The sequence below is a fragment of the Paenibacillus sp. FSL M7-1046 genome (assembly GCF_038007405.1).
Taxonomy (GTDB): domain Bacteria; phylum Bacillota; class Bacilli; order Paenibacillales; family Paenibacillaceae; genus Paenibacillus_AQ.
Window position 1 is genome coordinate 3,792,845 of record NZ_JBBOXB010000001.1, and the last position, 17,901, is coordinate 3,810,745.

The 17,901-nt window shown below is 42.7% G+C and carries 16 protein-coding genes; all 16 read left to right on the top strand.

Features of this window, described 5'->3' with window-relative positions:
• Positions 1-41 precede the first annotated feature (41 nt).
• The 16 genes from NYE29_RS16705 to NYE29_RS16780 all read left to right on the top strand — a co-directional run bounded on the left by NYE29_RS16705 (position 42) and on the right by NYE29_RS16780 (position 17,887).
• The gene (locus NYE29_RS16705; protein ID WP_340896815.1) at positions 42-227 is read left to right on the top strand and encodes a hypothetical protein; all 186 of its coding nucleotides are present in this window, start codon (positions 42-44) and stop codon (positions 225-227) included.
• A gap of 91 nt (positions 228-318) precedes the next feature.
• The gene (locus NYE29_RS16710) at positions 319-1,140 is read left to right on the top strand and encodes a hypothetical protein (RefSeq protein WP_340896816.1); all 822 of its coding nucleotides are present in this window, start codon (positions 319-321) and stop codon (positions 1,138-1,140) included.
• Positions 1,141-2,039: 899 nt separating this feature from the next.
• Entirely contained in the window at positions 2,040-4,403 is a 2,364-nt protein-coding gene (gene lon / locus NYE29_RS16715) for an endopeptidase La (protein WP_340896817.1), read from the top strand.
• A gap of 12 nt (positions 4,404-4,415) precedes the next feature.
• Complete coding sequence (yihA, locus tag NYE29_RS16720; protein ID WP_340896818.1) at positions 4,416-5,081, top strand: ribosome biogenesis GTP-binding protein YihA/YsxC; 666 nt, start codon at positions 4,416-4,418, stop codon at positions 5,079-5,081.
• A gap of 184 nt (positions 5,082-5,265) precedes the next feature.
• A complete protein-coding gene (locus tag NYE29_RS16725; protein WP_340896819.1) occupies positions 5,266-5,853 on the top strand; it encodes a non-ribosomal peptide synthetase module in 588 nt (195 codons plus the stop codon).
• Positions 5,854-5,956: 103 nt separating this feature from the next.
• Positions 5,957-6,739: a tyrosine-protein phosphatase gene (locus NYE29_RS16730; RefSeq protein WP_340896820.1), complete on the top strand. Its 783-nt coding sequence runs from the start codon at positions 5,957-5,959 to the stop codon at positions 6,737-6,739.
• 140 nt (positions 6,740-6,879) lie between these two features.
• A complete protein-coding gene (locus NYE29_RS16735) occupies positions 6,880-8,880 on the top strand; it encodes an S-layer homology domain-containing protein (protein WP_340896821.1) in 2,001 nt (666 codons plus the stop codon).
• A 99-nt stretch (positions 8,881-8,979) separates the two neighbouring features.
• Positions 8,980-9,756, top strand: coding sequence for a YveK family protein (locus NYE29_RS16740; protein WP_340896822.1), 777 nt, complete (start codon positions 8,980-8,982; stop codon positions 9,754-9,756).
• Positions 9,737-10,426 (top strand): CpsD/CapB family tyrosine-protein kinase, encoded by a 690-nt coding sequence (locus tag NYE29_RS16745; protein WP_038595802.1) that lies wholly within the window; start codon positions 9,737-9,739, stop codon positions 10,424-10,426. The genes NYE29_RS16740 and NYE29_RS16745 overlap by 20 nt, the downstream gene beginning before the upstream one ends.
• A gap of 42 nt (positions 10,427-10,468) precedes the next feature.
• Positions 10,469-12,301 (top strand): polysaccharide biosynthesis protein, encoded by a 1,833-nt coding sequence (locus NYE29_RS16750; protein WP_340896823.1) that lies wholly within the window; start codon positions 10,469-10,471, stop codon positions 12,299-12,301.
• Positions 12,302-12,352: 51 nt separating this feature from the next.
• Positions 12,353-13,072 (top strand): hypothetical protein, encoded by a 720-nt coding sequence (locus NYE29_RS16755; RefSeq protein ID WP_340896824.1) that lies wholly within the window; start codon positions 12,353-12,355, stop codon positions 13,070-13,072.
• Between the two features lies 1 nt (position 13,073).
• Positions 13,074-14,075, top strand: coding sequence for a copper amine oxidase N-terminal domain-containing protein (locus NYE29_RS16760; protein ID WP_340896825.1), 1,002 nt, complete (start codon positions 13,074-13,076; stop codon positions 14,073-14,075).
• A 239-nt stretch (positions 14,076-14,314) separates the two neighbouring features.
• A complete protein-coding gene (locus NYE29_RS16765) occupies positions 14,315-15,427 on the top strand; it encodes a DegT/DnrJ/EryC1/StrS family aminotransferase (RefSeq protein WP_340896826.1) in 1,113 nt (370 codons plus the stop codon).
• 1 nt (position 15,428) lies between these two features.
• Positions 15,429-16,070: a sugar transferase gene (locus NYE29_RS16770; RefSeq protein ID WP_340896827.1), complete on the top strand. Its 642-nt coding sequence runs from the start codon at positions 15,429-15,431 to the stop codon at positions 16,068-16,070.
• Complete coding sequence (locus NYE29_RS16775) at positions 16,067-16,696, top strand: acetyltransferase (protein WP_340896828.1); 630 nt, start codon at positions 16,067-16,069, stop codon at positions 16,694-16,696. Before NYE29_RS16770 ends, NYE29_RS16775 begins: the two co-directional genes overlap by 4 nt.
• Before the next feature lie 24 nt (positions 16,697-16,720).
• Positions 16,721-17,887: a glycosyltransferase family 2 protein gene (locus tag NYE29_RS16780; RefSeq protein WP_340896829.1), complete on the top strand. Its 1,167-nt coding sequence runs from the start codon at positions 16,721-16,723 to the stop codon at positions 17,885-17,887.
• Positions 17,888-17,901 lie beyond the last annotated feature (14 nt).

Consider the following 17,901-nt stretch of genomic DNA (forward strand, 5'->3'; position numbering starts at 1 on the left):
AAATGTTAGATATTTAATTATCTAGGAGGAGTGATTTTTGAATGAAAACGTTCAAGGTTTTTATTCAAGTTGGTGGTACTCTAGAAGGTCCGGATTTTCACAATGATGATGTTTTAGAAATTCGTGAGATGACAGCAGATAAAGCAATAGAAAAATGGCTTGAACTAACAAATTCCGATGATCCATCTTATTTATCAAGAGGGGGAAACGGAATAGGTTGGTCATAATATTTCCCGATAATTTGTTAAGAAATTTAATATACATTAACCTCCGAAATGTTATTATTATCTTAATAACATTTCGGAGGTTAATTTCAAAATGATTAATTTACCACATGGTATCACCATGCAAGATTATTTGTTTAATATGGATATACACATACTTCTAAATAAAATTGACAGATTCAGAAAATTAAATATAAAAAAATTATCACCAGGAGAAATAAGTAAAGAAATCTCAAACGTTTTAATGTTTGATCGTAGATCTGTACTATTATCTTATATAGACAATTTTAAAACTGGTACTTTAGTTTATAGAATAAGAAAACTCAAGAATAGTGAAATTCCAAATAACGAATTGAATATAATTCAAGATTTGTGGAATCCTCCCAGCAAATTTGTGAAACGTATGAGATTGAACAAACCGCACGAATCTTTATTATATGCGTGTTTTGGAATTGATACAGCATTAGAGGAAACTAAAGTGAATGATAACGATTCATTTGCTTTAATTGCTTATGAAGTAATTGATGATATTAAGGCAGTACGTATTGGGAACGATGATGATTTTTCATCATATAGTAGTGATGATAGGTTGAAATTGAGAATTATAAACAATTTCCTTAAAGAAGAATTCATTAGAGAAGCAGGAGAGGGAAATGAGCACTTATATAGAGTTTCAGAGATAATAGCAAAGGACTACTTCGATCTTCCCCCTAGAGATGTACAAGATGCTTGGAGTTATCCTTCTGTAGCAAATAAACCGTCTATAAATATATGTTTTAGACCAGATATTGCAAAAGAAAAACTGAAGGTATTAAATGTTCAAATAGTAAATGGTTATAAAAGAACATCCACCGACTTGAGTTTAAATATCATTGGGAATATTAAAGTCGTTAATGAAAAATTAATATACTTTTAAAGGATAGTTGGACGATACTGTTCACTAATGTGTATCAGAGTGTATAGATAATCACCAGTGGGTAATATACAATATTACCGTGCTTTAGGAGGTGGTAATGCTAGCCACTTCAAGACACATCGTGACGATCGAGGACAAGGTTTGTGATGAGTTCTATCGGTTGCTTGCAAGAAGGGGACCGAGATTTCGACCTGGATGAATTGGAAAATGAAAGAATTCATCGAAGAAGAGAAGATAATTGAGGAGTTTTGGAAGAAGCGCTCATATTGGGTGCTTCTTTTGTTTTATAAATATTAAATTGGAGGTAATCATCAACAAGGCTGAGAATATCGATTCGTAGCTAGCCTACTTCAAAAAAATATGATGAGCAGTTGAACACAAGTTCGTGCCATACGTTCAATTATAGGCTTTTCCTTCGGGAAGAACTTCTCCAATACCAAGCACGAGCTTATTACTCAGTAGTGGTTTTTCGCCCTTACAATTACCGTTAAATGCTGATGTATCAATAGTTATAGTGTGTTCGGAGTGAGGAATGTTGCTGACAACAATTGAAAAAGTTTCCTCTTTTTTCGCGAATTTCTATTGTGGTAGTGATATTAGCTCTTCGCTAGATGTAACGAACTTTTTAATGCCCTTGTCTCCCCTTGGCTTTGTCATATTTCCCACGGGTATACTCCACAAGGGACCCGCAAATACTAAAAACTCCGTCATTCAGATATCAATATGGTTGTTAAGAAAACGGTCCCGATTAATCTGCATAAACCCCACACCAACCTTCAAGTATCATTTACAGATAAGGAACGTATGTATGGACTGGCAGCCTGTTGGTGTTTTGATGCCGCTTTTGTTAGAATGAATGCATATGACACTACTTGAGAACCATGGGAGGTGCGAAAGCGATGATACCAAACAAAACAAAAGGTCGTCGTTTTCCTTTATTGCCCCTTAGAGGTCTTCTTGTGTACCCCAGTATGGTTCTTCATTTGGATGTGGGCCGCGAGAAGTCCGTTCGGGCGCTGGAAAAAGCTATGGTTGAAGATAACCTGATTCTCCTCTGCTCACAGTCGGAAGTGAATATTGAGGAGCCGGGACAAGAAGATATTTTTCGGGTCGGTACCGTCGCGAATGTGCGGCAAATGCTGAAGCTTCCCAACGGCACGATTCGTGTGCTGGTGGAAGGTGTGGAGCGGGCCGAAATTATTCATTATATGGATAATGAGGAGTTTTACGAGGTGATGGCGCGCGAGCTGCCAGAGCAGGAGGATGTGGATCAGGAGAGTGACGCTCTAATGCGCACCGTACTGAGCCAATTCGAACACTACATCACTTTGTCCAAAAAAGTCACCCCAGAAACGCTTGCTGCTGTTTCCGATATTGAAGAGCCAGGAAGACTCGCCGATGTCATCACGAGCCATTTGGCACTGAAGATTAAGGATAAGCAGGAGATTCTGGAGACCATTGATGTCAGCAAACGCTTGGAGAAGCTGCTCGATATCCTTAACAATGAGCGTGAAGTGCTTGAACTTGAGCGCAAAATCAACCAGCGTGTGAAGAAACAGATGGAGAAAACCCAGAAGGAATATTATCTGCGTGAACAGATGAAAGCGATCCAGAAGGAGCTCGGTGAAAAAGAAGGCCGGGCCGGTGAAGCGGATGAGCTGCGCAGCCTGATGGAAGAAAAGAATCTGCCGGAACGTGTGCAGGAGAAAATCGAGAAGGAAATCGACCGCTTGGAAAAAATGCCGGCTAGCTCAGCGGAAGGCAGCGTCATCCGCAACTATGTGGATTGGCTGCTGAGTCTGCCTTGGAGCGAATCGACAGAGGATGATTTGGATATTCTGAAGGCGGAGCAGGTGCTGGATGCGGATCATTACGGTCTGGAGAAGCCGAAGGAACGGGTGCTGGAATATCTGGCCGTCCAAAAGCTGGTCAAGAAGCTGAAGGGCCCGATTCTCTGTCTGGTAGGACCTCCGGGTGTCGGCAAGACTTCGTTAGCTCGTTCGATTGCCCGTTCACTGAACCGCAAGTTCGTGCGCATTTCTCTGGGCGGTGTGCGGGATGAAGCTGAGATTCGCGGCCACCGCCGCACCTATGTCGGTGCAATGCCGGGCCGGATCATCCAGGGGATGAAGACAGCGGGCAGTGTTAATCCGGTCTTTCTCCTCGACGAAATCGACAAGATGGCGGCGGACTTCCGCGGCGACCCTTCGGCGGCACTGCTAGAGGTGCTTGATCCGGAGCAAAACAATACATTCAGCGATCACTTCGTCGAGTTGCCGTTCGACCTGTCGAATGTTATGTTCGTGACAACTGCGAATGCTGTGCATAATATTCCACGTCCACTGCTTGACCGGATGGAGATGCTCTTCATTCCCGGTTACACAGAACTGGAGAAACTGCAAATTGCCAGCCGTTATTTGCTGCCGAAGCAGCGTAAGAATCATGGCTTGGAGGATGAACAGCTGTCCATTGAAGATGACACCCTGCTGAAGATCGTCCGCGAATATACCCGGGAATCCGGGGTGCGTAATTTGGAGCAGCAGATCGCGGCACTATGCCGCAAAGCAGCAAAGCAGATTGTATCCGATGAGAAGAAACAAGTCAGTATCCTGCCGGGTGAGGTCAAGGACTACCTCGGTGTATCGAAGTACCGTTACGGTATGGCCGAGTTGGAGGATCAGATTGGCACAGTAACCGGGCTGGCATGGACCGAGGTTGGAGGCGACACGCTGCTGATCGAAGTGACGGTTGTTCAGGGCACTGGCAAGCTCACGCTTACGGGACAGTTGGGTGATGTGATGAAGGAGTCGGCTCAGGCCGCTTTCAGCTATACCCGTTCAAAGGCGGAAGAGCTGGGACTGGCGCCGGATTTTCATGAGAAGAACGATATTCACATTCACATCCCTGAAGGTGCAATACCGAAGGATGGCCCCTCTGCAGGGATCACCATTGCTACTGCGTTGATCTCCGCACTGACCAAACGCTATGTATCTAAAGACGTGGCAATGACGGGTGAGATTACGCTACGCGGGCGTGTCCTGCCGATTGGCGGGCTCAAGGAGAAATCGCTGGCTGCCCACCGTGCCGGTTACAAAAAAATCCTTCTTCCGAAGGACAACGAGCGCGACCTCAAGGATATCCCGGAGAGCGTACGCAATGATGTGGAGTTTGTGCCGGTATCACATATGGATCAGGTGCTGCAGCATGCGCTTGTTGAACATCATACAGAAATTAGCAGTGAAGCGCCGAGTAGTGTGCATTAGAAAGGAAGTCCTATGAAAGTTAACAATGCCGAATTTATCATCAGCGCCGTAGGCCCTGATCAATACCCAGTTGACGCCTTGCCGGAGATTGCTCTGGCAGGGCGCTCCAACGTAGGGAAGTCCTCCCTGATCAACCGGATGATTAACCGTAAAAATCTGGCCCGTACCAGCTCCACACCGGGCAAGACACAGCATATGAACTATTACCGTGTCAACGAAGATATGTATTTTGTTGACTTCCCCGGATACGGGTATGCCAAAGTTTCCAAAACCCAACGTGCCTCATGGGGAAAAATGGTCGAAAAGTATATGGCAGAGCGGGACACGCTAAGGCTTATTCTGCTTATAGTGGATTTGCGCCACCCGCCGACCAGTAATGACAAAATGATGTTTGATTGGCTGAAGCATTATGATCTGCCGCTCTGCGTGGTGGCAACCAAAGCGGACAAGATTCCCAAGACCCGCTGGCCTAAACATATCAAAATTATGAAACAGGAGCTCGGTGTATTGCCGGGTGATAATTTCATATCCTTTTCCTCGGAGCTGGGCCTCGGCAAAGATGAACTGTGGGAACTGATTGAGAGGTACTGCCTTCCTTCCGAAGAAGATATAGAGGATGAGCAGGAAAGCGAGGATTCCATGGAAGCATCTCAGTCTGTGGATACCTCAGAAGAATAAGTTGGTCCTGATATATGGGGAATTTGCGTATATCATAGGATCAATGCGAATTCCTCACCTATTCTCCCATTTCCACGCCATAATAGGGATTAACGGTCTTTAGCCTGTTCTAGCATGAGAGAAACCCGCCGCTCTACGTTGTATAATCAATCTAATGATTGCTATAAAGAATAGAGGGATGGTTATGGCTCAGCGATTGGCGACGGAATATGTGAATACAACTCTGCAAATGACAGAATTTCAGATGAACCAGTTTCTGCTCACAGCCGATACCTGCTTTATCAGTCACCGTGTTAAGGTCCTCGGAGGTGGAGAACAGGAGATTGTACTGGAAGAAAACGGGGGAGAAGCGATTCGCCTCAATGTAGAACGCAGGGGACATCTCTATATCTGCACGTTTTCCTGCCGGGTGGTGAACCCTCATCTGAATAATGCAGTCCGCAAGCTTTTCGTCACTTATAAAGGGTCGGGTTCAGTAAATAGGATTTATCAAGGTTTCACAATGGAGTATTATTATGAGAGTGGATCGGTCCGCCGGATTTCAGAGCTGACTGCTAATGGCAGCAAGCTGATCTATCAGCATAAACAGTCCTTATCGGAGATGATGACTCTCTTTAAGTCTGATGTTATAGAGCGGGAGATTGCGGCACTGCGCCTCGAAATTGATAGTTTATTAGATTGCAGACTCACCTTCCAAAGCGATGAAATGATAGCTGGAATTGACAGTAAACTTGCAGCGATCAACCGGCGTTTGATAGAATTGGAATTATAGGAATAAATTACACATTGATTCTAGCAAATATTCCCCAGTGAAATGGTTGTGTTTTTTCGAAAAATCTATAAAATAAAGCTAGAAAAGGAACGATAAAAAGTATATGATAGATATCCATAACCACATTTTACCTTTTATGGATGATGGAGCTGCAGACTGGGAAGCGGCTCTCGCCATGGCGCAGGACGCCCAGAAGGATGGTATTTCTACGGCGATAGCTACACCTCACCATGCCAATGGTGTATATATGAATCCCGCTCCAAATATTGGACAAGCTGTGCAGCTTCTGAATGAGAGACTTCAGCAAGCTGGTATTAACCTGCTTGTACTGCCTGGTCAGGAGATCCGCATATACGGGGATCTCCTGATTGATTTGGAACAAGGCCAGTTGCTGACGCTTGCGGGTTCAAAGTATATATTGCTAGAAATGCCTTCTTCTCGGATACCACGCAGCATGGAGGAAACTTGCCATGAGCTTATGATTCAAGGTTTTGTCCCAGTCCTTGCCCATCCGGAGCGCAATGCTGAAATTGCTGAAGATCCCGCCAAATTAGAAAGATTAATAGAGCTGGGAGCACTAGGGCAAGTCACAGCGCAGAGTATTGCCGGAGTCTTTGGAAACAAACTGCAGAAGCTCTCACTCGACCTGTGTCGAAGAAACGCTGTTCATGTGATCGCTTCCGATGCGCATGACAGCCGTCATCGGCCCTTTGGTCTCAGTGAAGCTTACAAGGTTGTGGAGAAAGAACTGGGGGCTGCCGTTTCCGACTGTTTTCGCCACAATTCACAGAGAATTATCGCCAACGAGGAGATGGTTCGAGTGCTTTATACGGGTTCCCGCAAAAAAAGTCAAAAAATCTTCGGAATATTTTCTCGTAAAGCGTGACCAATCTCTCGAATAGTGGTAGAATGGGTAATACTGGGTTATTGTTACATTTTATTTGAATAGAGTTGGCTTAGTATGACCTATTCTAACAGCAACAGCAGTAACAGATTCAACACTACATACAAAGAGGTGGATGAAAAGTGACTTTGAAGAAAAAATTAGCAGTATCAACACTAGCAGTAAGTATGGCAGCAGCATCTGTAGCAGGCTTCCCTTTCAGCAGCCAAGGTTTGGCTAAACATTTGAGTGGCGTTGCATCTGCGGCATCAGTAGATAACGCAGCATTACAAGCTCGTGCAGATTTGTTGTATAAAAATCTGGGGGATCCCGGACGAGCAGCACTGAGAGCTACACGTGCTGAGATTAATGAGAAAATTGATTCCGCGAAATTCAATGCTCTGTTCGCACCGGTGCTTGACAATCTTCAGCCCGATGTAAATAAAACGGAATTGTACAATTTGTTCAACGATGTTGCCAATGTATATTATGACCTGAATTACACTGATCTGAAGGATATTCGAAATAACGAAGCCTATATTGCAGTCTTGAAACAAATTGCAGCAGATGCAGGTGTAGCGGATCTAACGGTTGACGATGTAATTGATTTTGTACTTGGTGTGGAAACATCTCTTAAGAATTTGGTGAGCAATAAGACCACTGCTGAGTTGGTTGCGCTTGCCAAGAACCCTAGTGCTCAAGAAAAATTATTCGATGATGCGATCGATGTTGTTCTGGGAGCAACTGCAGGTGCTAATAAATACACCGTAAGTACAGTGCTTACTAATCTTGGGGTTTCCAAAGCGGACATTAAGGCGTCTGTTAATGCTGTAAGAGCAGAACTTACAACCGATAAAGAAGCTGCAACTCAATTGGCTCTTGCTTACATTTCTGCATTTGGATTGGGTTATAATCCGGGATCTGGAAATGGTGGCGGCGGTGGTGTTGCTGGTGGTGGTACTACTACAACTACATTGACTCCTGCTGAAGCTTTTGCCAAAGCCTCGATATTTGATGCGTCCAAATACGTTGTGATCACAGGTGATAAAGCCACAGTTAAATTGGTTGATGCTGACATCCTTGCGGCGTTTGATAAATTGGTTGCAGCTGCAAAAGCTGTAGGTTATACCGGCCCGTTGACACTGACGCTTGATCTTGGTCCAATTAAAGTGTCGACAGTAGAAGTTCCACTATCCAAAGTAATCGTTGATGCTGCGACGGCTAAAGGTATTGCCAACATGGGTGTGACCTATAACAGCCTGACAGTAACAATTCCGATGGCTCAATTTAATACTGAGGTTGCCCTGACAGTTACAACAGCCGCTGATACTACGGTAACATCTATTACTAAGCTGAAACTGGCGTCAAGTGTATATGATTTCGGATTTACTGTGAAGAACGTTCCAACAACAACGTTCAAGCAACCATTGACTATTAAGCTTCCACTTAAGGATACTACTGGTCTCGATAAAGAATTGTTGTCTGTAGCAAAAGTGGTTTATAGTAATTTGCAATTCCAAGGCGGCGTGCTTGACGGTGAATATATCGTTGAACCGCGCGACACATTCTCTTCCTATGCTGTTCTCGAGAACAAGGTGAGCTTCAGTGATATTGCTAAAGTTCAAGCTTGGGCTGGAAGACAAATTCAAGTCGTAGCTGCTAAGGGCGCGATTGAAGGTATCGGAAATGGTAAATTTGCTCCTAAGAACAATGTTACCCGTGCGGAATTTGCCAAGATGCTAGTTCGTGCGTTGAACTTGGAAAACAGCACAGCAACTGAAAACTTCAGTGATGTGAGCTCAACTGCTTGGTACGCTCCTTACGTGGCTGTTGCTGCAGAGAAGGGGATTATCCAAGGCCGCAATTCTACTACATTCGATCCAACAGCAACAATTACCCGTGCTGAGATGGCAACACTGATCTCCCGTGCATTGAAATTGACTCACCCGGATGCAAAAACGGATGCTTCTGCGTTGAGCAAATTCTCCGATGCAGCTAAGATTAGCGCTACTTTGAAAGATGGAGTAGCATTTGCAGCTAGTAACAACTTGGTAATTGGTGACGCTGGTAAGTTCAACCCTACGAACACAGCTAGTCGTGCAGAAGCTGCAGTAATTATCTATCGTACAATTAACTTCAAGTAAGTAATAAGCAAGTGGAGAGCCTCCTCTCGTCTACGTGAGAGGGGGCACTTTTTTAGCGTGGATTGAAATATTACAGAAATAGCTTGGAGGGAAATTCACTTGTCAGCACAAGAATTGGATCTTCGCGATTATTTTCAGATTGTCAGGAAGAGAGTTTGGCTAATTGCAAGTATTGTAATAGTGGCATGTCTTCTTGCCGGAATTTACAGTTTGTATATCAAGAATCCCGTATACGAAGCTTCTACGAAAATCATTGTGAATCAGACGCCTACACAATCTACGGCGGGTCAGTTGGACCTTAACCAAATTAATACGAATATACAGCTGATTAATACGTACAAGGAAATTATCAAGACACCGGCGATTTTAGACGTCGTAGCCAAGGAATATCCGCAATTCAATATCACTGCGGAGGAGTTGTTGAAGAAGGTAAACGTGAGTTCCGTAAATAATACGCAGGTGATGACACTTGTCGTTCGAGATAATTCGTACCAGAGAGCTGCAGAAATCGTGAATGCCATTTCGCTTGTATTTAAACAGGAAATTCCGTCATTATTCAATGTTCAGAATGTATCTATTCTTAATGAGGCTAAGGTTAATCCATCTGTAGAACCAGGACCTGTGGAACCAAATGTAGTGATGAATCTTGCCATTGCATTTATTGTTTCTTTAATGCTTGGTCTCGGAATTGCATTTCTTCTAGAATACATGGATGATACGCTGAAGACTGAAGCGGATATTGAACGTTATCTGGGATTGCCAACTATTGCGATGATCACAAGAGTTGGACAAGATGAAGCCAAAGGTACTGAGACACAAGCTCAGACACAAGTCAGAAAGTCGGGGGAACTAGAGCATGTCACAGCAGCCAAATAAACAACAACGTCATCTGATTACTGTTACGAACCCACGATCACCGGTATCGGAGGCGTTCCGGGCATTGCGTACGAACATTGATTTTTCCTCGGTCGATGAACAAATTCAGGTCATTATGGTGACGTCCTCGGGTCCAGAAGAAGGTAAATCTACAGTCTCAGCCAATTTGGCGGCAGCTTATGCCCAATCCGATAAAAAGGTGCTTTTGATCGATAGTGACTTGCGTAAGCCAACAGCACATAAGACGTTCTCTTTAAGCAACAGGTTAGGCCTATCCTCGCTATTATCTCAGCAAGCGAATCTGGATGAAGTCATTCAAGAATCTGGGGTGGATAACCTGTATCTGATGACTTCAGGACCAATCCCACCTAATCCGGCTGAAATGTTGTCATCTAACCGCATGAGCAGTGTGCTCCAAGAACTTCGGCAACGGTTTGATATTGTTCTTATTGATACACCGCCTCTGCTGGCAGTTACTGATGCACAAATTGTATCTTCCAAGAGTGATGGAGTCATAATGGTAGTGAGTTACGGCAAGGTTAAACGTGATATCGCGGCCAAGGCCAAGGCTAATCTTGATCGTGTAGGGGCCAAAATGCTGGGCGTAGTCCTAAATAATGTGAAGCGTAAAGCCAGTGAAGGTTATTATTATTATTATTATGGAAATTGAGTTGTTCCATAGACAAAATTGTTATTTTTGGAGGCACTAAAAATGACAGCGAAAACCAGAGTGTATTTATTGTTCCTCATTGACCTTGCGATCATCTGGTTCAGTATTATAACTTCTTATATGTTCCGGTTCCCTAACGGCGTCCCTGACGAATATATGCTTCAGATGCTGATGTTCGGTCTCATTGCGACTGTCACTTTTGGGGGGAGTCTGATCTACTTCGGGCTCTACCGCAGATTGTGGCAGTATGCCAGTATTGGTGAGATCGTCTCGGTCTTCAAAGCTATTGTCGTAGGCGCCGTTCTTGCATTTGCAGTGGCATTTCTTATTTTGCCTGAGCGGGTCCCACTCAGTATTGAGGTACGGGCGACAGAGACCATCCTGCTGCTGGTCGGCGGAGTGCGCTTCTGCTGGAGAGTGTTCAGGAATGACCGGATTAACGCCAAGGATACAGAAACGCACACCTTGATTGTTGGTGCCGGTGACTGTGGAATTCTGATTGCCCGTGAAATGATGGGACCTTCATTTGCTCACACTCGAATCGTTGGATTCATTGACGATAGTGCAGATAAATATCATTTGTCTATTCTGGGTGTGCCCGTTCTTGGCAACCGATATGATATTCCCAGAATTGTGAAGCAAAGTGAGATTCATGAGATTATTATTGCAATGCCTTCAGTCTCAAGAACGGAAATCTCTGAGGTTATTAATTTAGCGAAGGCGACTGGAGTTAAACTAAAGATTATACCTGCGTTAAATGATTTGATTGCTGGCAAAATCTCAGTGAAGAAGCTTCGTGATGTCAGCGTGGAGGATCTACTTGGTCGTGAACCTATTGTGGCAGACCTGAACAGTATTCTTGGATATGTGCACAACAAGACGGTAATGATTACTGGTGCTGGCGGTTCCATCGGTTCGGAGCTGTGTAGACAAATTTCACCATTTTCACCAGATAAACTCTTGGTTCTTGGACATGGAGAAAACAGTATTTATACAATAGAGATGGAGCTCCGCAAGAAGTTTCCTGAACTGAACATTGTTACTGTTATTGCCGATGTACAGGACCGCGCTCGGATGATGGAATTATTCGATAGTCATAGACCGCACGTAGTCTTTCATGCGGCAGCACATAAGCACGTTCCTCTGATGGAGCGTAATCCTTCCGAGGCTATTAAGAATAATGTTTTCGGTACACGCAATGTAGCGGACTGTGCAGATAAATATGGGGCGGAACGTTTCGTACTAATCTCTTCTGACAAGGCAGTCAACCCAACGAGCGTAATGGGAGCGACGAAGCGGATCGCCGAGATGTATGTGCAGAGTCTTAACACTTCAAGTCCAACGAAGTTCTCGGCTGTGCGGTTCGGTAATGTACTGGGCAGCCGTGGCAGTGTAATACCGGCGTTCAAACAGCAGATTGCTGCCGGTGGACCTGTTACCGTTACCCATCCAGAGATGGTGCGTTATTTCATGACCATTCCAGAAGCGGTACAGCTTGTTATCCAATCCGGATCTTTCGCGAACGGCGGGGAAGTCTTTGTGCTGGATATGGGGCAACCTGTCAAGATTCTGACATTGGCGGAAGATTTGATTACCTTATCTGGCTATGAGCCTTACAGGGACATCGCGATTACCTTCTCTGGAATACGGGAAGGTGAGAAGCTGTATGAAGAACTGCTGACTGCTGAGGAGAATCTGGGTTCCACCCAGCATGACCGGATCTTCATCGGCAGACCCAATGTGCTAAGCCAGAACCAGCTTGAACTGGAATTCAAACGTTTGGAACGTGTGTTGTCTGAAGACGGAGAAGCCATTCGTGAAGTCATCAACCAAATTGTTCCAATGCAGCCAGTAGCTCAAGCTGCAATTAGCTAATTCTTTGATATGGAGGTGCCTGAAGTGTTCAACAAGAGATGGAAGAAGATATTGTTCTGGACGCTATCGGTGATTGTAGTGCTTGGTGTGGGCGGCTTATTTGCAGCCAATTACGCAGTGGACAAACTAATGAGTTCAATGGCCGATAGCTTCGATGTGGAAGGGGATCAGACTACTGATAATGTAACCAAGGGAGAGCAAGTTGAACCTGCTGTAGTGGCGGGAGATGCGACTGCGGAGCCAACAGCAAGTGGAGAACCTAAAAGTTTAGAGCCTATAGCAACAACTCAATCCACAGCAATCACCAAATCTACAGATGCAATTGCTGCGGAGGGTACAGATAAGGGGGAGGATGCTGGCGGACAAGCAACTGCTGGTACGAGTAAACCTACCAGTAAACCTACGAGTAAACCTACGAGTAAACCTACGAGTACTCCGGCGGTAGACGACTATACAGCTCAGGTATCAACAGACAAAGCCAAGCAGATTCAAGAAAGTGTTACCGTCAAGGATAAGGCAGACGTGGCTTCCATTGTAATGGGCCAATTAAGCCTCTCGGATATCAAGCGGCTGCAAGAGCTAGCCAAAGGTGGTCTGAGTATAGAAGAGAAGCGGGAAGCTCGTAGTATTATCCTTGGTAAGGTATCTGAAGAACAATATAACGAATTGTCCCAGGTCGCTAAGAAATACGGTGTGAGCCAAGGGAAGTCGCGCGATGAAGTAGTAGCTCAGGAAGAACGGATTAAAGCTCAAGAAAAAGGAAGTGAGTAAAATGTCAAAAGTGAAATTTCCAGCAGCCCTATTGCTGCTGCTTACATTGGTTGGAGTGGCACCATTAACAGCATCAGCCCCATTATCTGCATCAGCAGCTGCTGTTAACGAAACGATTAAGGTATCCAGCATGAATGTTAAATTGATCTTCGATGGAGTAAGTTTGCAGCCTCCGGCCGGACAATATGTGTTTTCGTATAAGAACTCAACGTATGTACCTCTTCGCTTCATGTCTAATGCCCTGCAGAAAAGTGTGAATTGGGATGCTAAAAATGTGAGAATCACCGTCTCAGAACCTAACAGCTCTGAACTCGTAAGGATCAAAGAGTACTTAATGAATACCACAGTTGCTGAAAGCCCAGCGATAGTCACTAAGAATGTAATACTGAGCCCGGTGAAGGCTAGCTATGTATTCAGTGGTACTACCAAAACTATTCCAACAGGACAAGGTAGTTATATGTTGAATGGAACAGTATATGTGCCCCTTCGTTTCTTATCGGAATCTGTAGGTAATTCTATTAATTGGGATCAGCAGACGAAGACAATTACTGCAGTGTCTTCAGCCTATCATCCTCAAGTTAATCCAACACCTACACAGACTGAGGGTAATCAAAGTGGAACAGGTGCAACATCAACGCCCCAACCTTCGAATGGTACGAATGGTGGAGGAGCTGCTGGAAGCGGAACATTGAGCTATGAACAAATAACAGGAGATACAGAAGCGAAATTAAATGCGCTGCGGGATCAGAGTAATGCAATCCTTTACAGCCTTGCGCTAGAGTATTTGAGTGCTAAAGATGCCACTACGAAGGCTAATCTTGTAGCTAGTGGGAAACAACAGTTATCTTCGTTTACTGCGAGCTTCAATAACATTATTGGAGATGCTGAACAGAAATTAAAGAGTAATGGACATAGCACTGCTATTATTTCTCAATATAGAGCAGCATTTGAAGCTGAATTACAAAAAGGGATGGCATTGGCTGAGGGAATGGGGAACAAGTAAGATTATTGTGGACAAGAATCAGTTCTTCATATGGCGAAGGACTGATTCTTTGTAAGTAACTGATCCCTTTGGTGAGATTCAATAATTGGATATTTTTTTTGAGATATTCATATAATCTATGAATACTGTTATAGGCTTTGTATTAATTTTGCTTCTTTCTTTAATTGGAATGTAATAAGGTAAAACAATCCTTATATATATTTAGATAAATGAAAAATAGGAGTATAGGAGCAGATATAATGATTGGAAAAATTTGGCTATCCTCACCACATATGAGTGATGAAGGATATGAAATGGAATATATTAAAGAAGCATTTGACACCAATTGGGTAGCTCCCTTGGGTGCAAACGTTACCGGGTTTGAAAAGGAGTTAGCTGCAAAGGTAAATATCAAGGCAGCAGCAGCACTTACAACAGGTACTGCTGCTATTCATTTAGCACTTAAATCAGTTGGCGTTGGTTCTGGAGATGTAGTATTTTGTCAATCTTTAACTTTTTCGGCAACAGCTAATCCTATTATCTATCAGAATGCTGTCCCTGTATTTATCGACAGCAACTTGGAAACTTGGAACATGGACCCTAATGCCTTGGAAGAGGCTTTTATAAAATATCCAAATGTTAAAGCTGTTATAGTTGTACATTTATATGGGCTTTCAGCTGATATGGATCAAATTATGGAGATATGTAACAGGTACAATGTTCCCGTAATAGAGGATGCTGCGGAATCATTAGGAACCTACTATAAAGGAACACATACTGGCACTTTTGGAGAGTATGGTATCTTCTCATTTAATGGGAACAAGATTATCACTACTTCAGGTGGTGGTATGCTGGTTTCTAATAATGAGGAGCAAATTGCTAAGACCAGATTTTGGGCGACTCAAGCAAGAGATCAGGCAAGACATTATCAGCACAGTGAGTTGGGATTCAACTATCGAATGAGCAATGTTGTTGCGGGAATAGGCAGAGGCCAACTAAGAGTATTGGATCAGCGTGTTGTTAAAAAGAAATACATATTCAATTTTTACCAAAAGGAGCTTGGTGGGTTAGAAGGCGTTTCATTTATGCCAATCAATGAGTGGAATGAGCCAAATTGCTGGTTAAGCTGTATTACATTAAGTGGTGCAGTAAGACCATTTGATATCATGATAGATCTTGAACAAAATAATATTGAATCTAGACCGATATGGAAACCAATGCATCTGCAGCCTTTTTTTGCTGAATATGATTATGTCGGAGGAACCGTATCTGAGCAATTGTTTGAAAATGGGGTTTGCTTGCCTTCTGACACCAAAATGACGGATGAGGATCTGGAGCGAGTGTGCACATTGATTAAGAGGATGTGGAAGTAAGATGCTTTGTAAAAAAAGGGTATACGAAAGATACGTCAAGAGAGTGCAGGACTTGTTGCTCTCATCAATTGCTCTTCTTTTGCTTAGTCCCATATTACTTATTGTTGCTGTTCTTGTGAGAATTAAATTAGGCGGGCCAGTATTATTTATTCAAGAACGTCCGGGTTTTCATGATAAGGTTTTTAGAATGTACAAGTTTAGAACGATGACAGATGAACGTGATGCAAATGGCGAATTGCTTTCTGATAGCATTCGTCTTACATCATTCGGGAAATTTTTGCGCTCTACAAGTTTGGATGAGCTTCCAGAGTTATGGAACATTGTACGCGGGGATATGGCTATAGTTGGGCCACGCCCGTTATTGGTGCAGTATTTGGCTCTGTATGATGAACATCAAAAGCGCAGACATGAAGTTAGACCTGGGCTTACTGGTTACGCTCAAGTGAACGGCCGTAATGCAATTAGCTGGGAAGATAAATTTAATTTGGATGTTAAATATGTGGATCAGGTTACCTTTGTGGGTGATTGGAAAACTATTCTTACGACTATAAAAAAGGTTTTTATCAGAGAAGGAATCAACTCAAATAATTCTGTAACTATTGAGCCGTATCGTGGTTCTAGTAAAGAGAGTGTTAGATTATGAAAAATGGCTTAATTATCATCGGTGCTGGTGGTCATGGTAAAGTAGTAGCTGACATTGCGAATGAAATGAATATTTGGGATAATATATCATTTATTGATAATAATCTATCTGTTACAGAGTGTATTGGCTTTGAAGTTATTGGAAATACAGAGGATATTAATACTTATATTAATGACTTTGATTTTTTTGTCGCTATTGGGAATAATTCAACAAGAGAACTAATTCAAAACAAGTTAGAGCATGATGGAGCTTCTATAGTATCCCTAATTCACCCTCAAGCTGTTATTGGCTCTAACGTTAAAGTTGGGTGTGGTACAGTTATTATGGCAGGAGTTATTATTAACAGCTCCTCTTCTATAGGAAAAGGCTGTATAGTTAATACAGCTTCTAGCGTTGACCATGATAACATCATTGAAGATTATACTCACCTATCTCCAGGAGTACACTTAGCTGGGACTGTAAAGATAGGCAAAGGTACGTGGCTTGGAATTGGCAGTATAGTAAGTAATAACATTGATATATGCAGTGGATCAAAAATAGGGGCTGGCGCTGTAGTTGTAAATGATATAACGGAATCAGGAACTTATGTTGGATTCCCGGCAAAAAAATTGATAAAAGATAATTAATGTATATTGCAGAGGGGTCGGAAGATGGATTTTTGGTTGAAAACACTTTTCTATATTAGTGCGTTTATTATTATATGGGCTATGATAGGGTATCCAGTATCTTTAAAAGTAATTGGTAAGTTGCATAAAACTAAAAAATTAGAGAAAAATTACAGTCATAAACCATCTGTTACAGTCATGGTTGTGGCGCATAATGAGGAAAAAGTTATATTGGATAAACTCCATAACATTGTGAGTCTAGAATATCCAAAAGACCGCATAGAGTTCTTAGTCTCTTCTGACAACAGTACGGATAAAACAAATGAGATTGTTAAAGATTTTATACGTAGTTATCAAGAATATAACATTAGGCTGTTCGAGGTTAAAGCTCGCAAGGGGAAGACAAATGCTCAAAATGAAGCTCATAAAACAGTAACATCTGAATATTTAATAATGACTGATGCGAATTCTATGATGGAGAAAAATGCGGTTAGTGAGTTAATGGCTGCTTTCACTTCTGAAGATATCGCATATGTTTCAGGGCGATTAGCAATAATTAATCAGAATGTTAGTGATGTAAGCAATGCCGAAGCAAACTATTGGGACAGCGATTTAGCTGCTCGGGAAATAGAGGGGAGAATTCAAACCATTACTGCGGGCAATGGTGCATTATATGCGTGCAGAACAAAGGATTATAATGATTTTAATCCTATTCAGTGTCATGATAGTGCAATGCCACCGTATTATGCTTTACAAGGGAAACGGGCTATTGCTAACCATGATGCCGTAGCTTATGAAAAAGCTGGAGAAGTTATAGAAGATGAATTTGGGAGAAAGGTTAGAAGTAACAGAGTACTGTTAGCGCAAATATTACCTGACATAAGAATACTAAATATCTTTAAGTATAAATGGTTTACTTATTTTTATTTGGGGCATAGAACGTGTAGATATTTGCTATGGATTTCTCATCTTATAGTGTTGGTAACTAATATCCTGTTGGTTCAGTCATCAATATTTTATATGTTAACATTAGCAGGCCAGATTATTTTCTACTTACTAGCCTTATTGAAACTATATATGAAGCTTAACATTAGATATCTGAATATGATTTATTACTACACAGTTACGATCGCTGCCCAGTGGGTCGGTGTCTACAGGGTTTTAAGCGGGAAGTCTAAGCCATTTTGGGAAAAAGCAGAAAGCACTAGATAAAGTGTTTTAATATG